The following is a 21,599-nucleotide window of genomic DNA, read 5'->3' as shown; positions in this document are numbered from 1 at the left end:
AGCGAGGGTTCGCGAGTCGAACAAATAGCCGACTAAATCAGCGTTTTGAGCGCCCGCGAGAGACGAGCTCGCCGACGGAAATTTCCGAGTTCCCGGCACATTCCCGGCACAAACGCCTCGCGGAGGGGCTTCGGCGGCATCCAGGACGGGCGTTTCGACTCGCTGCGCTCGCTCAACGGCCGGGCGGCCACAGGTCGGGGAGCGGTTTGGAAAACGCCTCTTACCTGGGAAAAAGCGAAACCCCCGCGAATAGAAGCTTCGCGAGGGTCTCTGGGATGACGTAATGATCATCCGTGTGGCTCCGACGGGCGTCGATCCCGTGACCTCACGATTTTCAGTCGTGCGCTCTACCAACTGAGCTACAGAGCCTCAGCGGCGAACCGCTGATTGTTCAAGAGCCTCTCCTTTCGGAAAGGCTCTCGACCAGCGACCCTGACGGGACTTGAACCCGCGACCTCCGCCGTGACAGGGCGGCACGCTAACCAACTGCGCTACAGGGCCATGCTTATTAAGTTGTGTGGTCGGAGTGTGACCCCAACGGGATTCGAACCCGTGCTACCGCCGTGAAAGGGCGGCGTCCTAGGCCGCTAAACGATGGGGCCGAGTGAACCCTGATCCGGAGACCCAGCGCTCACGCTTACCGACGCTCAAGCATACGAGATAGCCAGCTAAATCGGAAATCGAGGGCGTGGTGTCCTCGCGCGACGCGCCGGCGCGGGCGAAGATGGCAGGGCAGCGGATGCCCCCCGAACGCTGGGCGTCTGGGGTGAATGTTGTTAGTGTGACTGATGTTGTCAGTGTGACGGATGCCGCCGACCCGAAGGCGGACACGGAATTGAGGGCGTTTGTGATGGACGAGGCCGGCTCTCCGGAGGACTGCGGCTGCGCGCCCACCGAGCGCGAGCTGCGAAGCCTGCGCAGTCCGCTCTCGCGCCGCACGGCGCTGGGCCTCGGTGGCCTCGGCATCCTCGGTCTGAGCGCACTCGGCGCGGGCCTCGGCTCCGCCGCGTTCGCCGCCGACTATCCGTCGTGGGACGACGTCCAGCGTGCCAAGAACAACGAGTCGGCCAAAGCCGCCGAGGTCACGCGCATCGAAGGCCTCATCGCCGATCTGCAAGCCGACGTCGCCGCCAAGCAGGCCGAGGCCGAGCGCCTCGCCGGCGAGTACGCCGCAGCCCAGGAAGCCTACGAGACCGCCGCCGCCGACGCGGCATCCCTGCAGGATCAGGCCAACGCCGAAGACGCGCGCGCGAAGGAGACGGCCGAGAAGCTCGGTCGCCTCGCCGCGCAGCAGTACCGCACCGGCGGCGATGATGCCGCTCTCGAGCTGTTCTTCTCGGGTTCGGCGGCCACGGCCGACGACCTGCTCGCCAAGCTCGGCACGATGGACCGCCTCGTCGCCGCCAACCAGGGCGTCTACGCCGACGCGGTCGGCGCACGCGACAACGCGACGAACCTCAGCAAGCAGGCGCAGGTTGCGCGCGACGAGCGCGACCGTCTGCAGCAGGTCGCCGAGCAGAAGATGGTCGCCGCGCAGGATGCCGCCGTCGCCGCGCAGGCCGCGCTCGACACGCAGACGGCGAACCTCGACACCCTGCAGGCGCAGCTCGCCGCCCTCAAGGACACGACAGCGAAGACGATCGCCGACTACCAGACCGGAGTCGAGGTGCGCCGCCGCGAAGAAGAAGCGCGCAAGGCCGCCGCGGCCGCCGCCGCGAAGGCAGCCGCCGAAGCCGCCGCGAAGGCCGCGGCCGAGGCCGCCGCCAACGCCGGCAGCGGCAGCGGTTCGAGCTCAGGCGGCACCGGCGGGCAGGCGGGCAGCAGCGGATGGGTTCGCCCGGCATCCGGCTACATCAGCTCGTGGTTCGGCAACCGCGGCACGATCTGCGGCAACGGCTACTGCACGACCGGCCACCGCGGCATCGACTTCGCCACCAGCTGCTGGTCGCCCATCTACGCAGCCGCGGCCGGCACCGTCGTATTCGCCGCCTACGCGGACTCGTGGGGCAACTACATCAAGGTCGACCACGGCGGTGGCATCGTCACCGGCTACGCGCACATCGCCACCGGCGGCTACGTCGTCGGCTACGGCCAGTGGGTCAACGCCGGCCAGCTGATCGCCTACGTCGGCAACACCGGCGCATCCAGCGGATGCCACCTGCACTTCGAGGTCTACTCCGGCGGCGTGCGCATCGACCCCGCACCCTTCCTGCGGGCCCGCGGCATATCGGTCTGACGAAGGCCCACGCAACGCAGAAGAGCGGATGCCCGGGGCATCCGCTCTTCTGCGTGAGACGTGTGAGACGTCGTCTCAGATGGTCTTCGGGGCGTGGCCCTCACCCTGAGTCGCGGTCTGCGCGCCCTCAGCCTGGAAGCGCTCGAACGCTTCGGACACGAGGCGCTCGGCCTCCGCAGCATCCGCCCACTCGTCCACCTTGACCCACTTGCTCGGCTCGAGGTCCTTGTAGTGCTCGAAGAAGTGGCCGATCTCGCCGCGGGTCCACTCGTCGATGTCGTCGACGTCCTGGATGTGCGCCCAGCGCGGGTCCTTCGCGAGCACCGCAACGACCTTGTCATCGCCGCCGGCCTCGTCGCTCATCTTCAGGACCGCGACGGGGCGGACCTTGGCGATGATCCCGGGGTGCAGGTCGCGGTCGAGCAGCAGCAGCACGTCGAGCGGGTCGCCGTCTTCACCGAGCGTGTCCTCGAAGAAGCCGTAGTTGGCGGGGTAGCCCATCGGCGTGAACAGGATCCGGTCGAGGAAGACCCGGCCGGTGCCGTGGTCGACCTCGTACTTGACGCGGCTGCCCCGCGGGATCTCGATGACGGCGTCGTATGCGCCCATGCTGGTGCTCCTTCGGAAAGTCTGTGGAATGCCGCGGTCCAGCCTAGTCGCGCGCGGTTTGCGTTCACTATTCAGTCTGCGCGCGGGCACATGCGCTGCGGCTCCGCGTGTTTCCGCGGTCGGGGCCGAGGAGACGGCGCAACCAGACTGAATTACGAACGCACGCGGGCGCTAGCGTGGGGGTATGGAACCCCGGCCTGGCCTCGATCCCGCCGTCGCGGAGGTCCGCCGAGCCGTCCGGGCGGCGCTCGCGAGCGTCACCGGACCCGTTCTGGTCGGCCTCTCGGGCGGCGCAGACTCGCTCGCGCTCGCCGCCGCGGTCGCCTTCGAGGCACCCAAGGCGGGGGTCGCCGCGTCGGCTGTCGTGATCGACCACGGCCTGCAGCAGGGCTCAGACCGCGTCGCGGCCCGTGCCGCCGCAGCCGCCGAGAAACTGGGGCTGCCGGCGCGAGTCATCCGCGTCGAGGTCGGCACGGACGGCGGGCCCGAGGCCGCCGCGCGTGACGCCCGCCGCGCCGCGCTGCTCGAGGCGGCGCAGGATGCCGGGGCCGAAGCCGTCCTGCTCGCGCACACCCTCGACGACCAGGCCGAGACCGTCCTGATCGGCCTCGCCCGCGGGTCGGGTGCGGCCAGCCTCGGCGGCATGGCCGCCGATCGCGTCGAGGAGGGCATCCGCGTGCTGCGGCCTCTGCTGAGCATCCGCCGCGCCGAGACGCGCGCCGCCTGCGCGGCCGAAGGCCTGCCGCCGTGGGATGACCCGCACAACCTCGACCGACGCTTCCTGCGCGTGCGCGTGCGGCAGGACGTCATGCCGGTGCTCGAAGCCGAGCTCGGCCCCGGCATCGCCGAAGCCCTCGCGCGCACGAGCGATCAACTGCGAGAGGATGCCGCGGCATTCGCCGACATGATCGACGAGACGATCGAAGACATCGTCGAGCACGCCGAAGCCGGCATCGCCGTCTCGGTGCCCGCGCTCGCCGCCAATCCGCCGGCGCTGCGCCACCGCATCATCCGCCACGTCGTCGCGAGCGAGTTCGGCCAGAGCCTCACCCGCGCGCAGACCCTTGAGGTCGCGCGGCTCGTCACCGACTGGCGCGGGCAGGGCCCGATCGACTTGCCGGGATGCCAGGCGCGCCGCGCCGGTCAGCGGCTGGAGTTCACCGCGCGCTGAGCCGGCCACTCGAGAGTGCCCGTGCGGCGGCGATTGCCTAGACTCGTGGCATGCGCGCAGCCGAGATCGCGGACCAGCTCACCACCGTCCTCGTCACCGAGGAGGAGATCCACGCGAAGCTCGAAGAGCTCGCCCGTCAGGTCGAGGCCGACTACGAGGGCAAGGAACTGCTGCTCGTCGGCGTGCTCAAGGGTGCTGTCATGGTGATGGCCGACTTCTCGCGCCGTCTGTCGCGCGACGTGACGATCGACTGGATGGCCGTGTCGTCGTACGGCGCGGGCACCAAGTCGAGCGGCGTCGTGCAGATCCGCAAAGACCTCGACACCGACCTGCACGGCAAGCACGTGCTCATCGTCGAGGACATCATCGACTCGGGACTGACCCTCAGCTGGCTGCTCGAGAACTTCGCCTCGCGCGGCGCCGAGTCGATCGAGGTGCTCGCGCTGCTGCGCAAGCCCGAGGCGGCCAAGGTCGAGATCCGTTCGCGCTACGTCGGCTTCGACATCCCGACCGACTTCGTCGTCGGCTACGGACTGGACTACGACGAGCACTACCGCAACCTCCGCGACGTGGCGGTTCTTGCTCCGCACGTCTACAGCTGAGCGCCCTCGGTCTACAGCTGAGCGCCCGGCACTCGACCGCCCCACACGTATATAGCTGACGGCGAACGCACAGTACCTGCATAGTGACGGCGGGGTAGCCTGAGCGGACCATGGATTTCAAGAAGCTCACGCGCAACCCGTTCGTCTACGTGTTGCTCATCGGCGTCCTCCTCGTGGCCGGCATGTCGCTCATCTCGACGCTGACCGGCGCCAAGCAGATCACGACGCAAGAGGGCCTCGAGCTCCTCAAGGGCGGCACCGTCACCGAGGTGACCAACACCGACGGTGACCAGCGCGTGGACATGACCCTCAGCACGGCGTACGAGGGCTCGACCCAGGTGCAGTTCTACTACGTGGGCGCGCGTTCGTCTGAGGTCGTCTCGGCGATCGACGCCGCCGACCCGAAGGACGGCTTCAACGACGTCGTTCCGCGCACGAGCTTCTTCGAGAGCATGATCTCGCTGCTGCTCCCGCTGCTGCTGCTGGGTGTGCTGTTCTGGTTCTTCTTCTCGGCCGCGCAAGGCGGCAACAGCAAGGTGATGCAGTTCGGCAAGTCGCGCGCGAAGCTCGTGACGAAGGAGACCCCGACCGTCACGTTCGCCGACGTCGCCGGTGCCGATGAGGCCATCGAAGAGATGCAGGAGATCAAGGACTTCCTGAAGGACCCGGCCAAGTTCCAGGCCGTCGGTGCCCGCATCCCGAAGGGCGTGCTGCTGTACGGCCCTCCCGGAACCGGCAAGACTCTGCTCGCGCGCGCTGTCGCGGGTGAGGCGGGTGTGCCGTTCTACTCGATCTCGGGTTCTGACTTCGTCGAGATGTTCGTCGGCGTCGGCGCGAGCCGCGTGCGCGACCTGTTCAACCAGGCAAAAGAGAACGCCCCCGCGATCATCTTCATCGACGAGATCGACGCCGTCGGCCGCCACCGCGGCGCCGGCATGGGAGGCGGTCACGACGAGCGTGAGCAGACCCTCAACCAGATGCTCGTCGAGATGGACGGCTTCGACCCGAAGGTCTCGGTGCTCGTCATCGCGGCGACCAACCGCCCCGACATCCTCGACCCGGCCCTGCTGCGTCCGGGCCGCTTCGACCGGCAGATCGGGGTGGACGCCCCTGACCTCAAGGGCCGTCAGAAGATCCTCGAGGTGCACGGTCGCGGCAAGCCGCTATCGCCCTCGGTCGACCTCTCCGTCATCGCGCGCAAGACGCCTGGGTTCACCGGCGCCGACCTCGCGAACGTCCTCAACGAGGCGGCGCTGCTGACGGCTCGCTCGAACGCGCAGCTCATCGACATGCGCGCGCTCGACGAGGCGATCGACCGCGTCATCGCCGGTCCTCAGCGTCGCACGCGCGTCATGAAGGACAAGGAGAAGCTCATCACGGCCTACCACGAGGGTGGTCACGCCCTCGCCGCCGCCGCGATGAACAACACCGACCCGGTGACGAAGGTCACGATCCTCCCGCGCGGCAAGGCCCTCGGCTACACGATGGTGCTGCCCCTCGAAGACAAGTACTCCGTCACCCGCAATGAGCTGCAAGACCAGCTCACCTACGCGATGGGCGGACGCGTCGCCGAGGAGATCGTCTTCCACGACCCGACCACGGGCGCGAGCAACGACATCGAGAAGGCCACCGGCATCGCCCGCAAGATGGTCACCGAGTACGGCATGACGACCGAGGTCGGCCCGGTCAAGCTCGGCGCGGCATCCGGCGAGGTGTTCATGGGGCGCGACATGGGTCACGGCCGCGACTTCTCCGAGCGCATCGCCGAGCGCGTTGACCAGCAGGTGCGCCAGCTGATCGAGCAGGCTCACAATGAGGCATACGAGGTCATCAACGCGAACCGCGACGTGCTCGACCGCCTCGCGCTCGCGCTGCTCGAGAAGGAGACGCTCGACCACCTCGAGCTCGCCGAGATCTTCAAGGACGTCCAGAAGCTGCCGCCGCGCCCCCAGTGGCTCTCCAGCCAGGAGCGCCCCGTCTCGACTCGCCCGCCCGTCGACGTGCCGCGTCGTCAGGAGGACGCGGGACTTGCGGCATCCGTCCCCGTCGAGTCGGAGACGGCCGCCGAGAAGGCGCCCGCGCGTCGCGCGACCGGTCAAGCGCGGCCCGCGACGGCCTAAGCTCGGAGGGTGGCTGTCGATCGTGATCGCGTCGCCGCCGCCGTGCGGGAGATCCTCGAGGCGATCGGGGAAGACCCCGACCGTCCGGGGCTGAAGGCGACCCCGCAGCGCGTCGCCGACACCTACGCGGAGTTCTTCTCCGGCGTCGGTGAGGATGCCGCGTCGCCCCTCGCACACACGATCTCGGTGACGCGCGGGCCGGCCCCCGACACGCTGCCGTCGGGAGCCGTGCTGCTGCGCGACATCCGCTTCCGCTCGGTCTGCGAGCACCACCTGCTGCCGTTCGCGGGGCGCGCGCACATCGCGTATCTGCCCGGCGAGCAGGTCGTCGGTCTCGGCGCCCTGCCGAAGGTCGTCGACGTGCTCGCGTCGCGTCCGCAGGTGCAGGAGCGCCTCGGCGAGCAGATCGCCGACACGATCGCCGGGTCGCTGGATGCCCGCGGGGTGCTCGTCGTGCTGGATGCCGTGCACGAGTGCGTCACGATGCGCGGCGGCCGGCAGGGCGAGGCATCCACCGTCACGATCGCGGCGCGCGGTGAGCTGGCCGAGCCCGCGGCGCGGGCAGAGATCGTCATGCTCATGACCGGGGCCGGCTGACATGGTGCGCATCATGGGCATCGTCAACGTGACGCCCGACTCGTTCAGCGACGGCGGCCGCTATCTCGACGCGGATGCCGCGATCGCGCACGGTCGCGCGCTTCGGGCGGCGGGCGCCGACCTGCTCGACATCGGCGGCGAGTCCACCCGGCCCGGCGCGCAGCGCGTCGACCCCGCGCTCGAGCAGGAGCGCGTCGTGCCGGTGATCGCGGCGCTCGCGGCCGAGGGCGCCGTCATCAGCATCGACACGATGAACGCGTCGACGGCGGTCGCGGCGGTCACCGCCGGAGCCCGCATCGTCAACGACGTCTCGGGCGGCCTCGCCGACCCGGAGATGCTGCCTGCCGTCGCGGCATCGGGCGCCGACATCGTGCTGCAACACTGGCGCGGACCGTCCGCCGACATGTACGCGCAGGCGAGCTACGCCGACCTCGCCCGTGAACTCGTCGCTGAACTCGAGGCGCGCGTCGCGGCGGCGGCCGCGGCAGGCATCTCACCCGACCGCGTCATCGTCGACCCGGGCATCGGGTTCGGCAAGCGCGGCGCGCAGAACTGGCAGGCGCTACACGCGCTCGACCGCGTCGTCGCGCTCGGCGCGCGGGTGCTCGTCGGCACGAGTCGCAAGGGCTTCCTCGCCGAAGCGCTGCGCGGCGAAGGGTTGCGCGGCGAGGCAGGCGTGGCCGGCGAGGTCTCGACGCAGCGCCGCGATCTGGCGACGGCCGTCACGAGCGTGCTCGCGGCGCAAGCCGGTGTCTGGGCCGTGCGTGTGCACGATGTCGCAGCCACCCGCGACGCGCTAACCGTGTGGCGGCACTGGAACGACGCGGAGGACGCGACATGACCGACCGGATCGTGCTCACCGGCATCCGTGCCACCGGCCACCACGGCGTCTACCTGCACGAGCGCCGCGAGGGGCAGGTCTTCATCGCCGACGTGACGCTCGAGCTGTCGCTCGCCGACGCCGCACGCAGCGACGACGTCGCCGACACGGTGCACTACGGCGAACTCGCCGAAGCCGTCGCCGCCGTCCTGTCGGGCGAGCCCGTCGACCTGCTCGAGACCGTCGCCCAGCGCATCGCCGACGTCGCGCTGGGCTACGACCGAGTGGATGCCGTCGAGGTCACGATCCACAAGCCGCAGGCGCCCATCACGGTGCCGTTCGACGACGTCAGTGTGCAGATCCGCCGTGAGCGGAGCGGGCGATGAGCCGCCGGCTGGCACAGGGCTATCAGGGCGAGGCGACCACGCACACCCCCGTCGAGACCGTCGCCGTCGTCGCGCTCGGCGCGAACCTCGGCGACCGCGCCGCGACGATCGATGACGCCGTTCGCGCACTCGCGCGGCTGCCGCTGACGACCGACGTGCGTGCCGCGCCGCCGATCGAATCGGTCGCCGTGACGCTTGCGGGGCCGGATGCCTCGGCTCCCGCCTACCTCAACACCGTCGCGCTGGTCACGACGCGCCTCGCGCCGAGCGTGCTGCTGAGCTACCTGCACGCGATCGAGGCGCAGCACGGCCGCGAACGCCGCGAGCGCTGGGGCGACCGCACGCTCGACCTCGACCTCATCGCCTACGGTGACGTGCGCAGCGACGAGCCGGCGCTGCAGGTGCCGCACCCGCGCGCCGCCGAGCGCGACTTCGTGCTCGGGCCGTGGCTCGCGATCGACCCCGACGCCGTGCTGCCGGGGGTGGGCCGGGTCGCGGAGCTGCTCGCGCGGCTGCGCGGGGACGCCGGGCAGTCCGCCGACGGCGGCGACACCGCAGATGCCGGCGATAGCGGGGGTGCGACGACATGAAGCGCACGAGTGCGTCGGTTCTCGTGATCGCGGGCATCCTCGGTCTGATCGTCGGCTTCGGCGTTGATCAACTGCTCACCAGTGCCGGCCAGGCGACCTTCACGCCCTCGTTGCTGCTGCCGGTGCTGCTCGTGCTGCTGGCAGCGGCCGACATCTTGTTCGCGCTGCCGATCCGGCGGGCGATCACGGGCCGCGACCCGCAGCCGGTCGACCCGTTCCGCGCCGTGCGCGTCGCGATGCTCGCGAAGGCATCCAGCATCGTCGGCGCTATCGTCGCCGGCATCGCGGCGGGCCTGGTCGTGTTCCTGTTGACCCGGCCGGTCGCCCCCGTAGGCTCGGTTCTGGCCGCGATCGCGAGCCTTGTCGGCGGCATCGTGCTGCTTGCCGCCGCCCTCGTGGCCGAACATCTGTGCACCATCCGGAAGGACGATGATGACGAACAGCCCGGACCCGACGAGCCCGGCTTCGGATTCTCACACCACGACTGACGCCGCGGCGGATGCCGGGACGTACGACCGCATCCTCGAGCCGCGCAGCGCGAACCGCCTGCCGCTCGGCGACGGCGTCTGGCACCAGATCTCGCGCAAGTACGTGACGGTGCAGCTGATCTCCACGGGCGCGCTGCTCGCGCTCGTCCTCGCCGCGGCGCTCGTGCTCTGGCTCGTGACCGGGCTGTGGTGGCCGTGGGCGGCTGCGGGCGTCTTCGTCGTGATCCTCGGTTGGACGCTCGTGATCCTGCCGCGGCAGGCGCGCGCGTACGGGTACCAGTTGCGCACCGACGACCTCGTGTTCCGACGCGGCATCCTGTGGCAGCGGATGGTGGCCGTCCCGTACGGACGCATGCAGCTCGTCGACATCACACACGGGCCTCTCGATCGCGGCTTCGGCATCGCCCAGCTCAAGCTGGTAACGGCCGCCGCGACGACGGGGGTCACGATCCCCGGGCTCGGGCAGGAGGCCGCCGAGCGACTGCGCGACACGCTCATCGCGGTCGCCGAGACGCGACGGACCGGCCTGTGACCGATGCGGGCGGCCCCTCGACAGGCTCGGGGGCCACGGCGGGTGTCACGCGCTCGCCGTTGAGTGACGGGGAGTGGCACCGGCTGCATCCGCTGACGCCGGTGTTGCGCGGCGGGCTGTTCCTCCTGGTCGTGATCGGCATCGTCGTCACGAACCTGCGCGACCGCATCCTCGGCTGGTTCGTGCCGGGTTTCGCCGAGTGGCAGCAGTTCGAGGGCGGCGACCCCGTCGATTACGTGTGGGAGAACAACCTCTGGTTGCTCGCGGGCCTCGCCGTGCTCGCGGTGCTGATCGTGCTGCTCGTGGTCTTCTGGCTGCTGTGGCGCTTCCACACGTTCCGCATCACGGGCGACGACGTCGAAGTGCGCAGCGGCGTGCTGTTCCGCACGCACCGGCGCGCGCCGCTCGACCGTGTGCAGGGCGTCAACCTCACCCGCCCGATGATCGCGCGACTGCTCGGGGCCGCCAAGCTCGAAGTGGTCGGGGCGGGGCTGGATGCCAACGTCAAGCTCGAGTACCTCTCGACGGCCAATGCCGAGGCCGTCCGCGCCGACATCCTGCGGCTCGCCTCCGGCCGGCAGCTCGCCGAGGCGCGCGCCGCGCAAGAGAGCGGGCGGCCGCTGTCGCGCGCGACCGTCGATGCCGTGGCCGCGGGGCTGACGGGACTGATCGACGGTGTCGACCCGGCGACCGAGGAACCGGCATACGTCGTCACGATCCCGCCGGGGCGTCTGATCGCCTCGCACCTGCTGACCAGCTCAACGATCTGGCTGCTCGCGCTCATCGCCGCTGTCGTCGTGGGGTCGATCGTCGGCACACCATGGGTGCTGGTCACGATCGTCCCGACCGTCCTCGGTTTCGGCGCGTATTGGTTCCGTTCCATCACGCGGAGCCTGCGGTACTCGATTGCGCCGACGTCGGCGGGCGTGCGCATCACGTTCGGGCTCACCACGACGGTCACCGAGACGCTGCCGCCGGGGCGCGTGCACGCGGTCGAGATCCATCAGCCGCTGCTGTGGCGCCGGTTCGGCTGGTGGGGCATCCGTGTCAACCGGCTCTCGGGACGCTCGGGCGCCGACAGCCAGTCGCTGCAGCTCGCCGAGGTGCTGCCGGTCGGCGCGCGCGACGACGTCGAGCGCGTGCTGCGGCTGCTGCTGCCCGGGATCTCTGCCGAGGACTGGGCGGCGCTCGTCGAGCACGGTCTGCTGGGCACGGGCAAGACCGCCGGCGACCCCTTCACGACGACGCCCCGGCGCGCGCGCTGGCTGCGGCCGCTGTCGTGGCGCCGCAACGGCCTGCTGCTCACCCCCGGAGCGCTCCTGCTGCGGCGCGGCCGACTGAAGCGCGAGTTGGTCATCCTGCCGCTCGCCCGCCTGCAGTCCGTCCGCATCGCGCAAGGCCCGATCGACCGCGCGCTGCGCGTCGCGAACCTCACCGGCCACACGGTGCTCGGGCCCGTCTCGGGCGGCATCGGGATCATCGACCGCGACGACGCCCTCGCCGCGTGGCAGGCCACGGAGGACGCCGCCCTCGCGGCGGCGGCCGCCGACCGCTCGCACCGCTGGGATGAGGCCGCGCGATGACACACGAATCGACCCGCCCGAGCCGCCTCGGCGTCGGCATCATCGGCGCCGGCCGCGTCGGGCCCGTCCTCGGCGCCGCGCTCGCCGGCGTCGGGCACGCGCTCACCGGAATCACGGCGGGATCCGACCCCGACCGCGTCGAGGCGATCCTGCCGGGAGTGCCCGTGCTGCCCGCCGACGAGATCGTGCGCCGCAGCGAGCTCGTCGTCCTGGCGCTGCCGCGCGCCGAGCTCGCCGGCGTCGTCGCGGGGCTCGCCGAGCTCGGCGCATGGCAGATCGGCCAGCTCGTGCTGCACACCGATCCCGCCTTGGGTATCGAGGTGCTCGCCCCCGCGGCATCCCGCGGCGCGATTCCGCTCGCCGTGCATCCCGCGATCGCCTTCACGGGAACCTCGATCGACTTGCGACAGCTGCACGACGCGTTCGCCGCCGTGACGGCGCCCGCCGCCGTGCTCCCGATCGCGCAAGCGCTCGCCGTCGAGCTCGGATGCGAGCCGATCGTCGTGGCTGAGGCCGATCGCGCCGCGTACGGCGAGGCGATCGCGACGGCGACCGAGTTCTCGGCATCCGTCGTCAGGCAGTCCGCCGCGCTGCTGCGGCAGGTCGGCGTCGCCGAGCCGGGGACCTATCTGTCGAGCCTCGTGCACTCGACGATCGAGCGTGCGCTCGCCGACGCGGGCGAAGACCCGGACGCACGCGGGCTCTGACCGCGCCGACCCTGCTCGCGCCGGGCCTGCTCGCGTCGGCCCTGCTCGCGTCGGCTCTGCGGTCGCCGAGGCAGGCCTCGGTAGACTTGAACGTCACTTCCGAGGAGCCCGCTGCCATGACAGACACCACGCCCGCCGACCCGACGATCGACGACGCTGCGGAGGTCATCGAACAGAAGGCCGTCCGCCTCGCCAAGCGTGAGCGGTTGCTGGCGGAACGGGCGGATGCCGCGGGCGGCGCCTACCCGGTGACGGTGCCCGTCACCGATACGATCGCCGAGCTCCGCGAGCGCTACGCCGACCTCGAGGCGGGTGCCGAGACCGGCGTGACGGCGTCGGTCGCCGGCCGCGTCGTGTTCAGCCGCAACACCGGCAAGCTGTGCTTCGCGTCGCTGCAGGCCGGCGACGGCTCGCGCATCCAGGCCATGGTCTCGCTCGCCGAGGTCGGCGAACAGTCGCTGCAGGCGTGGAAGGATCTCGTCGACCTGGGTGACCACGTCTCGGTCACCGGTCAGGTCATCTCCAGCCGCCGCGGTGAGCTGTCGATCATGGTGAGTGACTGGGCGATCGCGTCGAAGGCGCTGCTGCCGCTGCCGAACCTGCACACCGACCTGTCTGACGAGGGCCGCGTGCGCTCGCGCTTCCTCGACCTCATCGTGCGCGACCAGGCGCGCGAGACCGTCATCGCGCGCGCGAAGGTCAACGCGTCGCTGCGCCAGACGTTCGCGAGCCACGGATTCCTCGAGGTCGAGACTCCGATGCTGCAGGTGCAGCACGGCGGTGCGGCCGCACGCCCGTTCATCACGAACTCGAACGCGTTCGACGCCGACCTGTACCTGCGCATCGCGCCGGAGCTGTTCCTCAAGCGCGCCGTGGTCGGCGGCATCGACCGGGTCTTCGAGATCAACCGGAACTTCCGCAACGAGGGTGCCGACTCGACGCACAGCCCCGAGTTCGCGATGCTCGAGGCCTACCAGTCGTACAGCGACTACAACGGCATCGCCGACCTGACGCAGGAGCTCATCCAGAACGCCGCGATCGCGGTGACGGGTTCGACGACCGTGACGTGGGCCGACGGCACCGAGTTCGACCTGGGCGGGCAGTGGGAGCGCCTGTCGATGTACGCGTCGCTGTCCGAGGCATCCGGTCGCACGATCACCCCCGACACGTCGCTCGCCGAGCTGCAGGCGCTCGCCGCCGAGGTCGGCGTCGCGGTGCCCGAGAAGGTCGCGACGCACGGCAAGTACGTCGAGGAGCTCTGGGAGCACTTCGTCAAGGACGGACTCGAGCGTCCGACGTTCGTCATGGACTTCCCGCTCGACACAAGCCCGCTCGTGCGCGAGCACCGCTCGATCCGCGGCGTCGTCGAGAAGTGGGACCTCTACGTCCGCGGGTTCGAGCTCGCGACCGGGTACTCCGAGCTCGTCGACCCCGTCATCCAGCGCGAGCGCTTCGTCGAGCAGGCGAAGCTCGCCGCGCGCGGCGACGACGAGGCGATGCGCGTCGACGAGGAGTTCCTGCGCGCGCTCGAGCACGGCATGCCGCCGACGGGTGGCATGGGCATGGGCATCGATCGCCTGCTGATGGCGATCACCGGCCTGGGCATCCGCGAGACGATCCTCTTCCCCCTGGTGAAGTAGCCCGGGCTCGCGCGCCCTGGCTCGGCGCCGGGTTTGCCGCCGAGCCGACGCGCGTTGTCGGTGGTCGGCGCCGCAACCGGCAGTTTGCGTCGGGTCGGGCTCTAGCTTTGGCGTCGAGCCGACGGGCGTTGTCGGTGGCCGGCGTCGCAACATGCGGTTTGCGTCGGGTCGGCGCCCCTGTCGCGGCTCGGGGCGCAGGCGCGGGTCAGGCGCGCTGGGGTTCGTCGAGCAGCTGGTACACCCGTCCGCGACTCACTCCGAGGACTCGCGCGGCGTCGATGGCGGAGAGCCCGTACGCATCTGTGAGCAGGTGCGCTGCTGCGCGGCGTTCGGACGCCGCGCGCGCCTGCGCGCTCAGCGCTTCACGCTCGAGGCCGGCGACTTCGTTGAGCTTCTCGAGGACGTCACTCGGCGTCGCGACGCGGACGTCGATGTCGAAGGCATCGAGCGGCACGTCGAGTGCCCCGGCGATCAGGTCGCGAGACATCTCATCGACGTCGGCAAGCGTGCGCGCCTGTGTACGGTAGTCGACGGCGGGCGCGTCGATGACCCACCATCGGCCTTGACGATGCACCTCGACGACGTATCGCTGGCGATTCACCTCAGCCTCACTTCCAGTCGGGCGGCACATGCCCGACGATCCTCTCGATGCTCCGCAGGACTCCCGGTGAGATCCTCGTATGGCGGGGAAGCGGCACTGACCGGGCGCCCTCCTTCGACCACCACGTATGTGGGCCGCTGTCGCGTGTCACGCGGTACCCCTCGCTGCGAAGAAATCGTTCGACGTCTGAGCGCTTCGCCTCCTTCATGAGAGTACTCCAGATCGCTATATACGTGCATGTCTAGGTCGGTCTATAAAGCGGGGTCATTCGAGGCGGAAGGCCCAGTCGGGCAGGTGGCCCGCCTGAGCGAAGGACCGCACGATGTCGGCCAGGCCGTGGCGGCGGTCGATCGCGAGAGCCATTCCGGCGTAGCGGTCGGCGTGCGAGGAGCGGCCGAGCGCCCACGACAGCCACGCGCACATCGCGAGCGGGCCGGGGCGCTGCTTCTTCGGCAGCAGGGCGGCGACCTCGCGCACGAGCCGCAGCGCAGACTCGAGGCGCTCCGCGTCGGGCCGCGGGCCTTCGCCCCACATGAGCGACGCGAGGTCGGCGGGGTAGTCCGCGCCGTCCTCCCACCGTCGCTGGGCCTCCATCGCGATGTCGCCGCCCGCGGAATCCGTCGCCCACTGCACGAGCGCGACGTCGCGCAGCGACGGCCGCGACAGGCACCAGCCCAGCATCGCGGTGTGCATCGGCGTTTCACTGGGTTGCCAGCGCAGCGCCTCCTCGAACAGGGCAGGCAGATCGTCCAGCTCACACGCGGCCTCGAGCGCAGCCGGGTCGATGCGAGAGTCAGCACCGGCGACCGAGGGGATGCCACAGATCACCTCGAGCGCCGAGCTGAGCGACCGCAGCGACTGCGCGACGGCGCGACGCGCGGTCTGACCGACCTGCGGCAGCGTCGCACCCGACGCCTGGTCTCCGCGGGACGCGTCGACACCTCCGGCGGCGAGGGCCGACGCATCCGCCCCGCGCACCTGCAGCGCATCCAGCGGATGCCCGCCGGGCGGCAGATCCGGTTCGAGGTGCGACCCCCAGCCGTCGGCGGCGACGGTCAGCGCGTCAACGAGGCGCAGCCCGCAGGCATCCGCCTTCGCGCCCAGCAGCGAGATGAGCGCGTCGCCGGGCAGCACGGCGGCTTCGGTGGCTGCGTCGCCGGGCAGCGCGGCTGCGCCGCCGGGCAGAGCGGCGGCCTCGCCAGGCGGCGTTGCGGCCCCGGCGATCGCCTCGTCGGTGTACACGACGGCGATCATCGCGTCGGCCTCGCCGATGCGGCACAGCATGCCGATCGCGCTGGAGGCCACGGCGTCGGCCAGATCATCGGGCGGAAGGTCGAGGCGCAGCGCGCCCAGGCTGCGGCCGGCGGCCATCGGGACGAGCACGAGGCTCTGCGTCGGCGTGCAGCCGAGCAGTTGCGGGACGAGGGACAGGAACTGTGCCGCATCGGCGGCTTTCACGGTGACGGACATGGAAGCGAGCCTGACGGTGCGCCCGCCCGCGTGGGAGCCGATCGGGGGCATCCGTGGACAGATTCGGAAAATCGCCGATTGTGGATAACTTCCGTACCATAGGGGGCATGGATTCGTACTGGGCCGCCGTCATCTGGTCGCTGCTGCCGACCGTGGTCGTGCTCGGGCTGTTCGTCTTCGTGCTGCGGTCGATCCTGCGGATGGATCGCACCGAGCGCCGCGCCTACGCGCAGATCGAGGCGGAAGAGCGCGCCAAGCGCGGACTGCCGCCGGCGGACGGCGACCGGCGCGCCGCATAGGTTCCCGCCCGATACGCTGAGCGGAGGCGATCAGCGGGGGAGGGCACGTGGATCAGAGCGGATGGACGCTGTTCTGGGTCGTCGTCGCCCTGCTCGTCGACCTCACGGTGAGAATCCTCGCGATCATCATCGTGCCGCGAAACCGGCGCCCCACGGCGGCGATGGCCTGGCTGCTGGCCATCTACTTCATCCCGTACATCGGCGTGCTGCTGTTCCTGATGATCGGGAACCCGCGGCTGCCGCGCGCGCGACGCAAGAAGCAGCAGCAGCTCAACGACTACATCCGGCGCACGAGCCACGGGCTCGATCTCGGGACGCTGCGCCCCGATGCCCCGCCGTGGTTCACGCAGCTGGTGCGGCTCAACCGCAACCTCGGTGCGATGCCCCTCTCCGGCGACAACGGCGCAAGGATCATCGCCGGCTATGAGGACAGCATCGCCGAGATGGCGGCGGCCATCCGCGCGGCTGAGACCTACGTGCACGTCGAGTTCTACATCCTGCAGTCCGACGCGACCACCGATGACTTCTTCCGCGCGCTCGAAGAGGTCGCCGCGCGCGGCGTGACCGTGCGCGTGCTGCTGGATCACTGGGCCAACCGCGGCAAGCCGTTCTACAAGCAGACGTGCCGGCGATTGGATGCCATGGGAGCCGATTGGCACCTCATGCTTCCGGTGAAACCCCTCCGCGGCCACTACCAGCGCCCCGACCTGCGCAACCACCGCAAGCTGCTGGTCGTCGACGGTCGCGTCGCGTTCACCGGCTCGCAGAACGTGACCGACTCGACGTACAACCTGCGCAAGAACATCAGGCGCGGACTGCACTGGGTCGACATGATGGCGCAGCTCGACGGGCCCGTCGTGGCATCCGTCAACGCCGTGTTTTTGTCTGACTGGTACAGCGAGACGGACGCGGTCGTCGAGGGCTTCGACGGGTTCGAACTGTTCAAGGTGGAGCCCGGCACAGGCGACCTCGACTGCCAGATCGTGCCGTCGGGGCCGGGGTTCGAGTTCCAGAACAACCTCAAGCTGTTCATGACCCTGCTGTTCGCGGCGCGCGAGAAGATCATCATCGTCTCGCCCTATTTCGTGCCCGACGAGGGGCTGCTGCTGGCGATCCAGACGGCCTGTCAGCGGGGCGTGCACGTCGAGCTGTTCGTCTCGGAAGAGGGCGACCAGGCGATCGTGTATCACGCGCAGCGCAGCTACTACGAGGCGCTGCTGCGCGCCGGGGTGAAGATCTGGATGTACCGGGCGCCGTATATCTTGCACTCGAAGTCGATGTCGATCGATGACGAGACGGCCGTCATCGGCTCGAGCAACATGGACATGCGCAGCTTCGGTCTCAACCTCGAGGTCTCGCTGCTCGTGCGCGGCGGCGAGTTCGTCGCGCAGCTGCGCGACGTCGAGGACACCTACCGGTCGCTCAGTCGCGAGCTCACCCTCGACGAGTGGATGCAGCAGCCCCTGCGCTCGACCGTGCTCGACAACCTCGCGCGGTTGACCTCGGCGCTGCAGTAGCGCGCCCCTGCGCTGGCCCGCGCTGCGCCGGCGCCCCTGCGCGGGTGCGCGCCGCGCCGAGAAGTTGGCGCATTCTGTCGCTTCCCGCGCTGCGAAACCGCAGTTCGCGCCAACTTCTCGCCGCGGGGGCGCTGCCGCGGGGTTTGCGTTGCTGTGCGTTCGCTGTGCACTCGAGACGAGCGTGGGCCCGAGGACACTGTCAGATGGGATGCCTCCTGGCATCCGTCCCGACTCTGCACAAGGATGACCACATGGCCGCCGCACCCCGTTCCCTGACTCTGCTCGCGCTGCTCGGCGCGGGCGCTCTACTGTTCGCGGGGTGCGCGACCGCGACGCCCACGAGTGAGGGCGTCTCAGAGTCGCCCGCGGCAACCGAGATCGAGATCGAGGCGGGCTGGCTCGACGGGGGACGCCAGATCGCGCTCGTGACCTGGGGTTCGTCGGGGTGCATCCCGACTGCGTCGGATGCCACGCTGCAGGCAGACGGCTCGGTCGCCGTCACACTCGACAATGGCCCCGACGACCAGGTGTGCACCGCCGACTACGCGCCGCGCGTGACCCTCGTGGGCGTGCCCGAAGGCGTCGACCCCACACAGATGGTCGGACTCGTCGTCACCGACAACGCGGGCGGCCGCGGCGAGACCGACCTGGGCGGCGTCCCGGGCCTCGCTGCCGGCGGTGCGACCGACTACGCGCCGAGTGCAGGCTGGGTGGATGCCGAGCTGATCGCGCTGCTGACCTGGGGTTCGTCGACGTGTGCGCCGCGGGTGGAGTCCGTCGAGGCATCCGACCCGTCGCACCTCGACGTGACCTTCGTCACGCCGCCCGCCGACCAGGCCTGCACGATGGACATGGCGCCGCGCGCGTTGCTGGTCAGCGTCGGCGATCTCGACGTTCTCGACCCGAGCGCCGGCGCGCTGACGCTGACGCTCACCGGCGGCGACGCGCAGTTCGCGACCCCGGTTGAGGTGGCCGTCGTCGGCTGAGCGGGGGTGCGGGCTCGTTCCCGCCGAGAAGTTGGCGCAAACTGTCGCTTCCCGCGCCGCGATACCGCGGGTAGCGCCAACTTCGCGCAGGTGCCCGGAGCGCACCCCCTACTCGGCGCGCACGAGCAGCTCGCCGACCTCGCAGTCGAGCACCCGGCAGATCGCCGACAGCGTCGAGTAGCGGATCGCCCGCGCCCGGTCATTCTTGAGGATTGACAGGTTGACGACCGATACGCCGACGAGCTCCGACAACCGCGTGAGGGTCATCCCACGCTCGGCGAGCAGCTCGTCGAGGCGGCAGCGGATGCCGGTGAGCTCGTCGTCCTCGGCGGGACTCACACGAGTCCCTCGGTGTCGCGGCGCAGCGCCTCGGTCTGGTGCTGCAGGGCAGAGCCGTAGCGGAACACCACGGCGAGTGCCGCGAGGGCGAGTGCGACGGCGGCGGGCCACAGCGGAACGGTCAAGTAGAAGATCCCCTGATTCGTCAGTTCGCCACCGCCTTCGGGAGTGGGAAGGACCTCGAACGCGGCGAGAGTGCGCCCGATGCCGACGACGAGGTCGGTGACTGTGCCGAGCACGAGGATGCCGACCGCCGCCCACGCGAACGACCGTGATGCGACGCGGGTGAACGGCGAGCCCTTGCGTGTCTGGTGCACCAACACGATGACGAGCACCGCGGGAATCGCCGCCAGCAGGACCCCGAGTAGCTGCCCGAGTGCCATCACGACGCGTGTGCCGAGCGTCAGGTGCGCCACCGTCGCGTCGACGGCGTCACCCGTGGCGCACAGGAGAACGGGAACGTCACCCCCGGTGTCGTCGCAGCCGGGGGTACCTGCTCCCGGCCAGTACGCGAGCGACACGGGCATCCCCGACACCGAAATCTCCGTCTGCGTGAACCACTGCCAGATCATCAGCCCGACGCCGAGGGCCATGAGGAAGAGCCATCCCTGTGCGACCGAGCTCGCGGCATCCAGCGCCACCGTCGTGCTGCCGCGGCGGCGGGCGATCCAAACGGTCACCACGCACAGCACGGCGACGACGGCGACGAAGACGCCGATCCACAGCAGCCCCTCACCGAGGTTCTGGGTTCCGATGCTCACGGCATCCTCCATATCGAGAATCGTTGTTATCGACAAACGATATGGATGCCTCCCTGGCGGTGTCAAGGGGCGCACGCTGCAGCCGAGAAGTTGGCGGATTCTGTCGCTTCCCGCGCCGCGAAACCGCGGGTCGCGCCAACTTCGCGCCGCGTTTCATCCCCGGCGACACCCCATCCATCACGCCGACGGCGAACACGGGCATACCGGCATCCATCCCTCGTTAGCCTCTACGTAGATGCCAGAAGTCTCGGCATCCGGAGGAGCTGACATGTTCGAGAGATTCACCGACCGCGCCCGGCGCGTCGTCGTCCTCGCCCAAGAAGAGGCGAAGATGCTCAACCACAACTACATCGGCACCGAGCACATCCTGCTCGGGCTGATCCACGAGGGTGAGGGTGTCGCGGCGAAGGCACTCGAGTCGCTCGGCATCTCGCTCGACGCTGTGCGCGAGCAGGTGCAAGACATCATCGGCCAGGGTCAGCAGCAGCCGACCGGCCACATCCCCTTCACGCCGCGCGCCAAGAAGGTGCTCGAGCTGTCGCTGCGCGAAGCGCTGCAGCTCGGCCACAACTACATCGGCACCGAGCACATCCTGCTCGGCCTCATCCGTGAGGGCGAGGGCGTCGCCGCCCAGGTGCTCGTCAAGCTCGGCGCCGACCTGAACAAGGTGCGCCAGCAGGTCATCCAGCTGCTGAGCGGCTACCAGGGCAAGGAGCCCGCGGGCGTCGCCGCCGGCGCCGGCGAGCAGAACCAGCAGTCCGCCCAGGGCGGCTCGGCGGTGCTCGACCAGTTCGGCCGCAACCTCACGCAGGCCGCGCGCGACAACAAGCTCGACCCGGTGATCGGGCGCGAGAAGGAGATCGAGCGCGTCATGCAGATCCTGTCGCGCCGCTCGAAGAACAACCCCGTCCTCATCGGCGAGCCCGGCGTCGGCAAGACCGCCGTCGTCGAGGGCCTCGCGCAGGCGATCGTCAAGAACGACGTGCCCGAGACGCTGAAGGACAAGCAGGTCTACTCGCTCGACCTCGGCTCGCTGATCGCCGGTTCCCGTTACCGCGGTGACTTCGAAGAGCGCCTCAAGAAGGTCACCAAGGAGATCCGCACGCGCGGCGACATCATCGTCTTCATCGACGAGATCCACACCCTCGTGGGTGCGGGCGCCGCCGAAGGTGCGATCGACGCGGCATCCATCCTGAAGCCGCTCCTCGCTCGCGGTGAGCTGCAGACGATCGGTGCCACGACGCTCGACGAGTACCGCAAGCACTTCGAGAAGGATGCCGCGCTCGAGCGCCGCTTCCAGCCGATCCAGGTCGCCGAGCCGAGCCTGCCCCACGCGATCAACATCCTGAAGGGCCTGCGCGACCGCTACGAGGCGCACCACAAGGTGCAGATCACCGACGGCGCGATCGTCGCTGCGGCGAACCTCGCCGACCGCTACATCAGCGACCGGTTCCTGCCCGACAAGGCGATCGACCTGATAGACGAGGCCGGCGCCCGCCTGCGCCTGTCGATCCTGTCGAGCCCGCCCGAGCTGCGCGAGTTCGA

23 protein-coding genes and 3 tRNA genes are annotated in these 21,599 nt (G+C 70.0%); 17 read left to right on the top strand and 9 right to left on the bottom strand.

Annotated elements, in window-relative coordinates; translation table 11 throughout:
* Nucleotides 1-296: 296 nt before the first annotated feature.
* From BGO46_RS12085 to BGO46_RS12075, 3 genes are all read right to left on the bottom strand, one after another.
* A tRNA-Phe gene (locus tag BGO46_RS12085) sits at nucleotides 297-369 on the bottom strand.
* Nucleotides 370-427: 58 nt separating this feature from the next.
* Nucleotides 428-501 (bottom strand) — tRNA-Asp (locus tag BGO46_RS12080).
* 28 nt (nucleotides 502-529) lie between these two features.
* Nucleotides 530-602 (bottom strand) — tRNA-Glu (locus BGO46_RS12075).
* Between the two features lie 248 nt (nucleotides 603-850).
* On the opposite strand from BGO46_RS12075, the gene BGO46_RS12070 reads away from it, so the two are divergent.
* Nucleotides 851-2,236, top strand: coding sequence for a M23 family metallopeptidase (locus BGO46_RS12070; RefSeq protein WP_292674257.1), 1,386 nt, complete (start codon nucleotides 851-853; stop codon nucleotides 2,234-2,236).
* Nucleotides 2,237-2,311: 75 nt separating this feature from the next.
* On the opposite strand, the gene BGO46_RS12065 is transcribed toward BGO46_RS12070, so the two are convergent.
* Nucleotides 2,312-2,845 (bottom strand): inorganic diphosphatase, encoded by a 534-nt coding sequence (locus BGO46_RS12065; protein ID WP_292674131.1) that lies wholly within the window; start codon nucleotides 2,843-2,845, stop codon nucleotides 2,312-2,314.
* 184 nt (nucleotides 2,846-3,029) lie between these two features.
* On the opposite strand from BGO46_RS12065, the gene tilS reads away from it, so the two are divergent.
* From tilS to lysS, 12 genes are all read left to right on the top strand, one after another.
* A complete protein-coding gene (gene tilS, locus BGO46_RS12060; protein WP_292674133.1) occupies nucleotides 3,030-4,016 on the top strand; it encodes a tRNA lysidine(34) synthetase TilS in 987 nt (328 codons plus the stop codon).
* 50 nt (nucleotides 4,017-4,066) lie between these two features.
* Nucleotides 4,067-4,618 carry a hypoxanthine phosphoribosyltransferase gene (gene hpt / locus BGO46_RS12055; protein ID WP_292674136.1) on the top strand — a complete coding sequence of 184 codons (552 nt, stop codon included), beginning with the start codon at nucleotides 4,067-4,069 and terminating at the stop codon, nucleotides 4,616-4,618.
* Nucleotides 4,619-4,728: 110 nt separating this feature from the next.
* Complete coding sequence (ftsH, locus tag BGO46_RS12050; protein WP_292897770.1) at nucleotides 4,729-6,738, top strand: ATP-dependent zinc metalloprotease FtsH; 2,010 nt, start codon at nucleotides 4,729-4,731, stop codon at nucleotides 6,736-6,738.
* Between the two features lie 9 nt (nucleotides 6,739-6,747).
* Entirely contained in the window at nucleotides 6,748-7,335 is a 588-nt protein-coding gene (folE, locus tag BGO46_RS12045) for a GTP cyclohydrolase I (protein ID WP_292674142.1), read from the top strand.
* Between the two features lies 1 nt (nucleotide 7,336).
* On the top strand, nucleotides 7,337-8,176 hold the full coding sequence (gene folP / locus BGO46_RS12040; protein WP_292674145.1) for a dihydropteroate synthase: 840 nt from the start codon (nucleotides 7,337-7,339) through the stop codon (nucleotides 8,174-8,176).
* Complete coding sequence (gene folB / locus BGO46_RS12035; RefSeq protein WP_292674147.1) at nucleotides 8,173-8,541, top strand: dihydroneopterin aldolase; 369 nt, start codon at nucleotides 8,173-8,175, stop codon at nucleotides 8,539-8,541. The genes folP and folB overlap by 4 nt, the downstream gene beginning before the upstream one ends.
* On the top strand, nucleotides 8,538-9,131 hold the full coding sequence (gene folK / locus BGO46_RS12030; RefSeq protein ID WP_292674149.1) for a 2-amino-4-hydroxy-6-hydroxymethyldihydropteridine diphosphokinase: 594 nt from the start codon (nucleotides 8,538-8,540) through the stop codon (nucleotides 9,129-9,131). The genes folB and folK overlap by 4 nt, the downstream gene beginning before the upstream one ends.
* Nucleotides 9,128-9,619, top strand: a complete 492-nt coding sequence (locus tag BGO46_RS12025) for a DUF3180 domain-containing protein (RefSeq protein WP_292674151.1) — start codon at nucleotides 9,128-9,130, stop codon at nucleotides 9,617-9,619. The genes folK and BGO46_RS12025 overlap by 4 nt, the downstream gene beginning before the upstream one ends.
* A complete protein-coding gene (locus tag BGO46_RS12020) occupies nucleotides 9,564-10,151 on the top strand; it encodes a PH domain-containing protein (RefSeq protein WP_292674154.1) in 588 nt (195 codons plus the stop codon). The genes BGO46_RS12025 and BGO46_RS12020 overlap by 56 nt, the downstream gene beginning before the upstream one ends.
* Nucleotides 10,148-11,734, top strand: coding sequence for a PH domain-containing protein (locus BGO46_RS12015; RefSeq protein WP_292674156.1), 1,587 nt, complete (start codon nucleotides 10,148-10,150; stop codon nucleotides 11,732-11,734). Before BGO46_RS12020 ends, BGO46_RS12015 begins: the two co-directional genes overlap by 4 nt.
* Entirely contained in the window at nucleotides 11,731-12,441 is a 711-nt protein-coding gene (locus BGO46_RS12010; protein ID WP_292674158.1) for a DUF2520 domain-containing protein, read from the top strand. Before BGO46_RS12015 ends, BGO46_RS12010 begins: the two co-directional genes overlap by 4 nt.
* A 116-nt stretch (nucleotides 12,442-12,557) precedes the next feature.
* Nucleotides 12,558-14,081, top strand: coding sequence for a lysine--tRNA ligase (gene lysS / locus BGO46_RS12005; protein ID WP_292674162.1), 1,524 nt, complete (start codon nucleotides 12,558-12,560; stop codon nucleotides 14,079-14,081).
* A gap of 205 nt (nucleotides 14,082-14,286) precedes the next feature.
* Here lysS and BGO46_RS12000 read toward each other — a convergent pair whose 3' ends face one another.
* From BGO46_RS12000 to BGO46_RS11990, 3 genes are read right to left on the bottom strand one after another with little or no spacing between them, the layout of a single operon-like run.
* Nucleotides 14,287-14,682: a hypothetical protein gene (locus tag BGO46_RS12000; protein WP_292674164.1), complete on the bottom strand. Its 396-nt coding sequence runs from the start codon at nucleotides 14,680-14,682 to the stop codon at nucleotides 14,287-14,289.
* 7 nt (nucleotides 14,683-14,689) lie between these two features.
* Entirely contained in the window at nucleotides 14,690-14,890 is a 201-nt protein-coding gene (locus tag BGO46_RS11995) for a type II toxin-antitoxin system HicA family toxin (protein ID WP_292674167.1), read from the bottom strand.
* A gap of 56 nt (nucleotides 14,891-14,946) precedes the next feature.
* Nucleotides 14,947-16,152, bottom strand: coding sequence for a DUF4192 family protein (locus tag BGO46_RS11990; RefSeq protein WP_292674170.1), 1,206 nt, complete (start codon nucleotides 16,150-16,152; stop codon nucleotides 14,947-14,949).
* Nucleotides 16,153-16,259: 107 nt separating this feature from the next.
* On the opposite strand from BGO46_RS11990, the gene BGO46_RS11985 reads away from it, so the two are divergent.
* From BGO46_RS11985 to BGO46_RS11975, 3 genes are all read left to right on the top strand, one after another.
* Nucleotides 16,260-16,451, top strand: a complete 192-nt coding sequence (locus BGO46_RS11985; RefSeq protein WP_292674172.1) for a hypothetical protein — start codon at nucleotides 16,260-16,262, stop codon at nucleotides 16,449-16,451.
* A gap of 47 nt (nucleotides 16,452-16,498) precedes the next feature.
* Entirely contained in the window at nucleotides 16,499-17,968 is a 1,470-nt protein-coding gene (cls, locus tag BGO46_RS11980) for a cardiolipin synthase (protein ID WP_292674175.1), read from the top strand.
* A gap of 251 nt (nucleotides 17,969-18,219) precedes the next feature.
* Nucleotides 18,220-18,954 (top strand): hypothetical protein, encoded by a 735-nt coding sequence (locus tag BGO46_RS11975; protein WP_292674177.1) that lies wholly within the window; start codon nucleotides 18,220-18,222, stop codon nucleotides 18,952-18,954.
* Nucleotides 18,955-19,062: 108 nt separating this feature from the next.
* Here the strand turns inward: BGO46_RS11975 and BGO46_RS11970 are convergent, their stop codons facing one another.
* The gene (locus tag BGO46_RS11970; RefSeq protein WP_292674180.1) at nucleotides 19,063-19,293 is read right to left on the bottom strand and encodes a helix-turn-helix domain-containing protein; all 231 of its coding nucleotides are present in this window, start codon (nucleotides 19,291-19,293) and stop codon (nucleotides 19,063-19,065) included.
* Nucleotides 19,290-20,054, bottom strand: coding sequence for a hypothetical protein (locus tag BGO46_RS11965; RefSeq protein ID WP_292674182.1), 765 nt, complete (start codon nucleotides 20,052-20,054; stop codon nucleotides 19,290-19,292). The genes BGO46_RS11970 and BGO46_RS11965 overlap by 4 nt, the downstream gene beginning before the upstream one ends.
* 268 nt (nucleotides 20,055-20,322) lie before the next feature.
* Between BGO46_RS11965 and BGO46_RS11960 the strand changes: the two genes are divergently transcribed.
* The coding region (locus BGO46_RS11960) for a Clp protease N-terminal domain-containing protein (RefSeq protein WP_299986138.1) at nucleotides 20,323-21,599 on the top strand (1,277 nt) is incomplete at its 3' end.

This window comes from Microbacterium sp. 70-16, from assembly GCF_001898315.1.
Lineage (GTDB): Bacteria > Actinomycetota > Actinomycetes > Actinomycetales > Microbacteriaceae > Microbacterium.
The sequence above is the reverse complement of the archived record's forward strand: the minus strand, read 5'-3'. Positions and strand labels throughout refer to the sequence as shown.

Coding starts and splice junctions, on each gene's coding strand:
- folK (WP_292674149.1), top strand. CDS start 8,538: ATGAGCCGCCGGCTGGCACAGGGCTATCAGGGCGAGGCGACCACGCAC.
- ftsH (WP_292897770.1), top strand. CDS start 4,729: ATGGATTTCAAGAAGCTCACGCGCAACCCGTTCGTCTACGTGTTGCTC.
- BGO46_RS12070 (WP_292674257.1), top strand. CDS start 851: ATGGACGAGGCCGGCTCTCCGGAGGACTGCGGCTGCGCGCCCACCGAG.
- BGO46_RS12020 (WP_292674154.1), top strand. CDS start 9,564: ATGACGAACAGCCCGGACCCGACGAGCCCGGCTTCGGATTCTCACACC.
- BGO46_RS11995 (WP_292674167.1), bottom strand. CDS start 14,890: ATGAAGGAGGCGAAGCGCTCAGACGTCGAACGATTTCTTCGCAGCGAG.
- BGO46_RS12065 (WP_292674131.1), bottom strand. CDS start 2,845: ATGGGCGCATACGACGCCGTCATCGAGATCCCGCGGGGCAGCCGCGTC.
- BGO46_RS12025 (WP_292674151.1), top strand. CDS start 9,128: ATGAAGCGCACGAGTGCGTCGGTTCTCGTGATCGCGGGCATCCTCGGT.
- BGO46_RS12010 (WP_292674158.1), top strand. CDS start 11,731: ATGACACACGAATCGACCCGCCCGAGCCGCCTCGGCGTCGGCATCATC.
- tilS (WP_292674133.1), top strand. CDS start 3,030: ATGGAACCCCGGCCTGGCCTCGATCCCGCCGTCGCGGAGGTCCGCCGA.
- folP (WP_292674145.1), top strand. CDS start 7,337: ATGGTGCGCATCATGGGCATCGTCAACGTGACGCCCGACTCGTTCAGC.
- BGO46_RS11990 (WP_292674170.1), bottom strand. CDS start 16,152: ATGTCCGTCACCGTGAAAGCCGCCGATGCGGCACAGTTCCTGTCCCTC.
- BGO46_RS11985 (WP_292674172.1), top strand. CDS start 16,260: ATGGATTCGTACTGGGCCGCCGTCATCTGGTCGCTGCTGCCGACCGTG.
- BGO46_RS11975 (WP_292674177.1), top strand. CDS start 18,220: ATGGCCGCCGCACCCCGTTCCCTGACTCTGCTCGCGCTGCTCGGCGCG.
- lysS (WP_292674162.1), top strand. CDS start 12,558: ATGACAGACACCACGCCCGCCGACCCGACGATCGACGACGCTGCGGAG.
- folB (WP_292674147.1), top strand. CDS start 8,173: ATGACCGACCGGATCGTGCTCACCGGCATCCGTGCCACCGGCCACCAC.
- hpt (WP_292674136.1), top strand. CDS start 4,067: ATGCGCGCAGCCGAGATCGCGGACCAGCTCACCACCGTCCTCGTCACC.